At 65.5% G+C, this 6,613-nt stretch carries 5 protein-coding genes; 2 read left to right on the forward strand and 3 right to left on the reverse strand.

Annotated features, from left to right (window positions below; translation table 11 throughout):
• Nucleotides 1-44 precede the first annotated feature (44 nt).
• From IEX41_RS19265 to IEX41_RS19275, 3 genes are all read right to left on the reverse strand, one after another.
• Nucleotides 45-1,538, reverse strand: coding sequence for a sugar ABC transporter ATP-binding protein (locus IEX41_RS19265; RefSeq protein WP_188791949.1), 1,494 nt, complete (start codon nt 1,536-1,538; stop codon nt 45-47).
• 97 nt (nt 1,539-1,635) lie between these two features.
• Entirely contained in the window at nt 1,636-2,583 is a 948-nt protein-coding gene (locus IEX41_RS19270) for a substrate-binding domain-containing protein (RefSeq protein WP_188791950.1), read from the reverse strand.
• Nucleotides 2,584-2,671: 88 nt separating this feature from the next.
• The gene (locus IEX41_RS19275; protein ID WP_188791951.1) at nt 2,672-3,625 is read right to left on the reverse strand and encodes a carbohydrate kinase family protein; all 954 of its coding nucleotides are present in this window, start codon (nt 3,623-3,625) and stop codon (nt 2,672-2,674) included.
• A 213-nt stretch (nt 3,626-3,838) separates the two neighbouring features.
• On the opposite strand from IEX41_RS19275, the gene IEX41_RS19280 reads away from it, so the two are divergent.
• Both IEX41_RS19280 and IEX41_RS19285 read left to right on the forward strand, forming a co-directional pair.
• Complete coding sequence (locus tag IEX41_RS19280) at nt 3,839-4,876, forward strand: zinc-dependent dehydrogenase (RefSeq protein ID WP_188791952.1); 1,038 nt, start codon at nt 3,839-3,841, stop codon at nt 4,874-4,876.
• Nucleotides 4,869-6,479: a glycerol-3-phosphate dehydrogenase/oxidase gene (locus tag IEX41_RS19285; protein WP_188791953.1), complete on the forward strand. Its 1,611-nt coding sequence runs from the start codon at nt 4,869-4,871 to the stop codon at nt 6,477-6,479. Before IEX41_RS19280 ends, IEX41_RS19285 begins: the two co-directional genes overlap by 8 nt.
• The last annotated feature ends 134 nt before the right edge of the window (nt 6,480-6,613 follow it).

Below are 6,613 nucleotides of genomic sequence, written 5' to 3' on the forward strand. Positions count from 1 at the left end.
GCTCGGGTCTCCTCCCCGTTATGTCTTGGGTGGCGCGCGTCAGCTCAGGTCATGGCCAGCTGAAGCAGCCCTTCCTGCGTGGTCTCGGCGCGGTCGACGACGCCCTTCACCCGGCCCTCGTGCATCACGAGGATGCGGTCGGCGACGTCGAGCAGTTCCTCCATCTCGGACGAGATCACGATGATCGACAGGCCGCGCTCCTCGGTCAGCTTGCGCAGCACCGCCTGGATCTCGAACTTGGCGTTGACGTCGATGCCGCGGGTCGGCTCATCCATGATGAGCACATGCGCGTCGCGCATCAGCCAGCGGGCGATGATGAACTTCTGCTGGTTGCCCCCCGACAGGCTGGTGATCGGGTCGGTCAGCGAATTGAACTTGGCCTTCATGCGCTTGGCCAGATCCTCGACCTCGGCGATCATCTCGCGGTTGCGGATGTGAAGAAGACCGCCGAAGCGTTCCAGCGTCGGCAGGGCGGTGTTCTCTGCGATCGACAGAAGCGGGAAGATGCCTTCTTGCTTGCGCTCTTCGGGCAGGTAGATCAGCCCGGCCTGAATCGCCTCGAGCGGGGATTTGAACACCGTCTTTTCGCCCCGGAAGGTCAGCCCGCCCTTGTCGGCCTTGGTCGCGCCGAAGATGCACTTGGCCATCTCGGTCCGCCCCGAGCCCACAAGACCCGACACCCCGAGGATCTCGCCCTTGCGCAGGTTGAAACTGACGTCCTCGAATTCATGGTCGCGACTCAGGCCCTGCACTTCGAGAACCGTCTCGCGCGTGGTGATATCGCGGATGGGCTGCGCGCCCGCCTTGGGAGGACGGCCCGCCATCAGCGTCACCATGGCCTCGCGGGTGGCCTGCTCGGGGGTCAACTCGCCAACATGGGCGCCGTCGCGCAGGGCGGTGATGCGGTGCGACAGGCGCCGCACCTCGTCGAGCCGGTGCGAGATGTAGAAGGCCGACCGGCCCTCCTGCGCCAGCGTCTCGATATAGGCCAGAAGCGTCTCTTCCTCGCGGTAGGTGAGAGTCGCCGTGGGCTCGTCGAAGATGAGGATGCGCGCCTCGGTGGCGGCGGCGCGGGCGATCTGCACCAGCTGCTGCTGCGCCTTGGACAGCTCGCGCACGCGCATTGAAGGATCGATGGTGTGGTCCACCTGGTGCAGGTGGCGGGCGGCCTCGGAGCGGGTGCGGCGCCAGTCGATGGCAGCCACGTTGCCCGCATGGGCGCCCAGCATGATGTTCTCGGCCACGGTCAGGTTGGGCACGAGATTGATTTCCTGCGGCGCGATGGCGATGCCATGGGCCTGCGCGTCCTTGGGCGTGCCGAAGCGCACCGGCTGGCCGTCCACGTAAAGCTGCCCCGAGGTGGGGGCGAGCTTGCCGCAGATGAGGTTCATCAGGGTCGATTTCCCGGCGCCGTTCTCGCCGATGATCGAATGCACCTCGCCAGCATAAAGCGACACCGACACATCGGTCAGCGCCACCACGGGGCCAAAGGATTTCGACACGGAGCGTGCCTCGAAGACGGGGGTCTGGCTGGTCATCGGTCCTGCCTCTGTCAAAAGCTCCGGACCCGAAAATGGGTCCGGAGAGGAGCAAGCCCGGCTGCCACGGGGACGGCAGCCGGGCCGGGAGGAAAGGTTATTCGCAGTCGTCCGCCGTCAGAAGGCGCGAGCCGGTGTCGTGGAACATCGGCACCGTGTGGTTTTCGTTCATGGCGACCATGTAGGTCACGGCCCAGTAGCCCATGTCCCACTGGCGCTGCGCTTTCAGCGCGTCGATGACGCCCGAGCAGACGAAATCCACCGCCTCGGGCAGATCGTCCATGCCGACGATATGCACCTCGCCCGCCTTGCCGGCGTTCTCGACCGCGCGTGCCGCCCCGATGGGGTTCGACGCGTTCGAGCCGAAGATGCCGTCAAGATCCGGGTGCGCGGCCAGCACGCTTTCGGTCAGCTCCACCGCCTTCTCGAGGATATCGTCATCGGGCTGTTCAAAGACGATCTCCATGCCCTCGTGTTCGGCCAGCGCTTCCTTGAAGCCCTCGATCCGCTGCACGTGGTCCGACGCGGTCAGGCTGCCCGACAGGATCGCGATCTTGCCTTCGCCGCCAAGGATCTCGGCCAGATGCTCGCCCAGATCATAGCCGTCCTGCTTGGAGCTTTTCGGCCCGATGAACTGGAAATCGTCAGCGCAGTAGGAGTTGAACGAGGTCACGTTGATCCCCGCCTCCTTGGCCTCGCCCATCAGCTGCACGTTGGTCGCCTGGTCGAGACAGGCCACCGCAAGCCCGTCCGGCTGGCGGCCGATGTTGGCCTCGATGCGCTGGTTCTGGTCGACCACGTCCGCCTGCGGGGGCTGGTCCCAGATCACCTCGATCTCGATGCCCTTCTTGGCAAATTCCTCGGCGGCATAGGCGGCGCCTTCGGCCACCACGTCGTACCAGGGGTGGATCACCTTGGGCACGAAGACGAAGGTCAGCTCGTCCTCGACCGGGGTGATGAGATCGGCCTGATCCTGCGCCATGGCGCTGAGGGGCAGGATCGCGGCGGCAGCGGCCATGAGGCCGGTCTTGAGTGTGGTTTTCATGTGGGTCTCCTCCCGTTTCATGTCGCCGGGCGGGTCACTCCGCCCGGGCGTTTCCCTCCGGCCTCCTCCGCCGGGGTATTCGGTTCGGTCAGGCCGCGGGGCGCAGCACCGGCTGGGTCTGCGTGAAACGCAGAACCTGGTCGTAATCCACGACCCCTGCCTGGCTTCCGAGGCCCGTGGCGTTGAGCGCCGAGCAGCCTTGGGCAAAGCGCATGGTGTCCTCGAGGCTCATGCCCTTGAGCAGCCCCACCGCGAAACCCGCGTTGAATGCATCGCCGCAGCCGCAGGTGCATTTCACATCGATGCCGAAGGCGGGCACCTCGAGGATGGTGCCGTCGCGGTGGTGGTAATAGGCTCCGTGTTCGCCCAAGGTGAACACGCAAGCTTGCGCCCCGAGATCGAGGAAGAACTGCGCCATCTGCGCCTTGTCCTTGAGGCCGCTCAGTGCCTCCGCCTCCTCGATCGAGGGGATGAAGTAGTCGGTGTGGGGCAGCACGGCCTTCACGTCCGGCAGATCGTCGGACGAGCCGGCGAAAACATCCACGGTGGTGATCGCGCCACGCTTTTTCGCGTGAGCCATGAGGGCGGCGTTGCGCTCGCCGTCCATGGCATCCATCAGGCCGACACCGCCGAGGTGGAACACCTTGGTGTCGGTCACCGCGTCAAAACGGCTTTCGTCCACCACATAGGCGCCGGTCGCGCCCTTCACGTGCAGCGCGGGGCGCGAGCCGTCCTGCCGGGTCAGCACGATGGTGCTCGAGGTCGGCACGCCGGGGCAATCCACGAGGTCGGTCTGGTCGATGCCGAAGCTGCCAAGACGGTGGCGCACCCAGTCGCCCATCATGTCTTGGCCCAGCCCGCCCACGGCGGCGGTCTTCAGCCCCAGCTTGGCACCCACGATGGCGCCGGTGCCCGCAGCGCCGGATACCGCCATGGCGATCTCGTTCAGCAGGTTGGTGCCGCCTCCTTCGGGCACCTCCGAGAACGGCCAGCCAAGGCAGTCAAAGGTGTAGAATCCCGCGGACACGTAATCGAATGTCATGGTGGCCTCCTCCCGTTAAGCCTTTCGTAACGATGGGATGAACATCCGATCCAAGTCAATACTTTTGATATGCTGCATGTGCAAAAGTTCATGCAGGACATGTGCCTCCACATTGAAATCACTCATAATCACAGGTCTAAAAGAAATCTTTAGGTGAATTTCATCGCACCATGTTATCAGTTGGTGAACATTTGTAAGAAACGGAAGACGATCGTGAAAGCTGCTGTCCTGACCGCTCCGAATGAAATCTCGCTCGACGACATCGTCGCCCCGGTGGTGTCGCCGGGCGACGTGCTGATCCGGGTGAAGGCCGCCACGATCTGCGGCACCGACATCCGCATCTATCGCGGCAAGAAGACTGCCGGGGTGCGCTATCCTTCGGTTCTGGGCCATGAATTCGCCGGTGAGGTGATTGACGGCGGCGGCCACGAAGGGCTGAAGGCCGGCGACCGCGTGGGCCTTTGCCCCTTCATCGCCTGTGGGGAATGCCACCTGTGCAAGACCGGGCACGAGAACCTCTGCACCAGCGGCACCGCCGTCGGCTACGAGATCGACGGCGCCTTCGCCGAGGCGATCCGCATTCCTGCCCAGGCGGTTCGCGCGGGCAACCTTCGCCACCTGCCAGACCACATGAGCTATGACGAGGCCGCGCTGGTGGAACCGCTGTCCTGCGTGCTGAACGGCCAGAACAAGGTTGGGGTCAGCAGCGCCGACACGGTGGTTATTCTGGGCGCGGGGCCCATTGGGCTCTTGCACACCTACCTCGCCCGCCTGCGCGGAGCGGCGCGAATCATCGTGAGCGACCCCAACCAGCACCGGCGCGATGCGGCGCTTGCCGCGGGGGCCAATGCGGTGGTCGATCCTCGCAGCGACGATGTCACCGCGCGGGTGCTCGAGGAAACCGGCGGGCGCGGGGCGGACGTGGTGATCTGCGCCATCGGCGTGCCCGCGCTGGCGCGGCAGGCCACGGACCTTGCGGCCTTTGGCGGGCGCATCAGCCTTTTCGCCGGTTTCTCGAAGGGCGAATCCGCCGAGATGGACGTGAACGCCATCCACTACCGCGAGCTGACCGTCACCGGGGCCTTCGGCCTGTCACGCAAGGATTACGACCGCGCCTTCGACATGGTGGCCAGCGGCCAGCTCGACCTTGGCCCGCTCATCACCCACCGCTACCCTCTGGCCGAAATCGGCGAGGCGCTCGCCACAGCCGAGGCAGGCGAGGCGATCAAGGTGGTGGTGCACAATGACTGAGACACAGGCAACGACTGACCCGCAGACCAAGGCGGACGAGGACATCGCGGACATCGACGTGCTGATCCTTGGCGGCGGCATCAACGGCTGCGGCACCTTCCGCGATCTCTGCGCGCAAGGCGTGGATTGCCTGCTGCTGGAAAAGGGCGACTTCTGCCAGGGTGCCTCGGCCGCATCGTCGCGGCTGATGCATGGCGGGCTGAAGTACCTCGAGACCGGGGAATTCCGCCTCGTCCGCGAAAGCGCCGAAGAGCGCAACCGCCTGCTGGCAAACGCCGCGCATTACGTGCGGCCCCTGCCCTCGGTCCTGCCGGTACGCTCGCGCATGGGCGGGGTGATCCCGGCGCTGAAGCGCTTCCTGCGCATGAAGTCGAGCATCAACGACCGCGGCTCCGCCATCACCCGGCTGGGCCTGACGATGTATGACATCTATGGCCGCAACTTCCGCGCCATGCCCAACCACCGGATGCTGTCCCGACAGGCGCTCGATGCGACGGTGAAGGGCATCGACGAGGGCGTCATCGGCGCGGGCCTTTATTACGAGGGGCAGATCAGCCACGCGGAACGGCTCGGGCTGGAACTGCTGCTGGATGGCGAGGAACTGCACCCTGCCTCGCGCGCCCTCAACCATGCCAGCGTCGAGGCTCAGGAGGGCGGCGTCGTCACCTACCTGCACGAGGGGCGCAGGAACAGCGTACGCCCGCGCATCGTTATCAACGCCGGGGGCGCGTGGATCGACAGCGTGAATGCGGCGCTTGGCCTCGAGAGCCATCTCATGGGCGGGTCCAAGGGCGCGCACCTGGTGGTCGAGAACCCCGCGCTTCTGAAGGCCCTCAATGGCCACATGGTCTATTTCGGCACCAAGGACGGGCGGGTGAACCTGGTCTATCCGTTCATGTGCCGGGTGATGATCGGGTCCACCGACATCAAGATCGACGATCCCGACAAGGCGGTCTGTTCGCAGCAGGAGGCCGATTACCTGCGCGGCGTAGTGTCCGAGATCTTCCCCGGCATTCCCGTGACCGAAGACCAGATCCGGCACCGCTTCAGCGGCGTGCGCCCCTTGCCCAATGCCGATGGCGACATCGGACTGGTGACGCGGGATCATTCCATCGCAGAGCTGGAACTGCCCGGCGGCGCGCCGGTGCTTTGCCTCATCGGCGGCAAGTGGACGACGTTCCGAGGCTTTGCCGAGCAGACCGCCGACAAGGTGCTGGCGGTGCTGGGGCGCGAGCGGCTCCGCGCCACGCATGATATGCAGATCGGCGGCGGCAAGGACTATCCAGCGCCGAATGCACGCCCAGCCTGGGTGGCAGAGCTGGCCCGCAAAACCGGCCTGCCGGATGCGCGCATCGAGGTGCTTCTGGCCCGTTACGGCACCCGCGCGGCGGACATCGCCCCGGCGCTGGGGCCGGATCGCGCCCTGCGCAGCCTGCCCGAGTACAGCCGCGAGGAGCTGGAATGGATCATGCGCAATGAGCGGGTGGGCGGTATCGACGATCTGCTCTACCGGCGCACCACCATCGCCATTTCGGGAAGCCTGAACGATGAGGTCCGCGCCGAGATCGAGGGCATCGTGGAGGACCGGCGCAAGGCGGGCTGAGGCCCGCCCTTGGCGCGGCACTGCGGTTCGCTGAGAGCTGAGAGCTGAGAGCTGAGAGCTGAGAGCTGAGAGCTGAGAGCTGAGAGCTGAGAGCTGAGAGCTGAGAGCTGAGAGCTGAGAGCTGAGAGCTGAGA

It is taken from the genome of Salipiger pallidus (genome assembly GCF_014643635.1).
GTDB lineage: Bacteria > Pseudomonadota > Alphaproteobacteria > Rhodobacterales > Rhodobacteraceae > Salipiger > Salipiger pallidus.

Bases quoted from the DNA above. Each gene is read 5' to 3' on its own strand.
- IEX41_RS19265 (WP_188791949.1), bottom strand. From the start codon at position 1,538: ATGACCAGCCAGACCCCCGTCTTCGAGGCACGCTCCGTGTCGAAATCC.
- IEX41_RS19270 (WP_188791950.1), bottom strand. From the start codon at position 2,583: ATGAAAACCACACTCAAGACCGGCCTCATGGCCGCTGCCGCCGCGATC.
- IEX41_RS19275 (WP_188791951.1), bottom strand. From the start codon at position 3,625: ATGACATTCGATTACGTGTCCGCGGGATTCTACACCTTTGACTGCCTT.
- IEX41_RS19285 (WP_188791953.1), top strand. From the start codon at position 4,869: ATGACTGAGACACAGGCAACGACTGACCCGCAGACCAAGGCGGACGAG.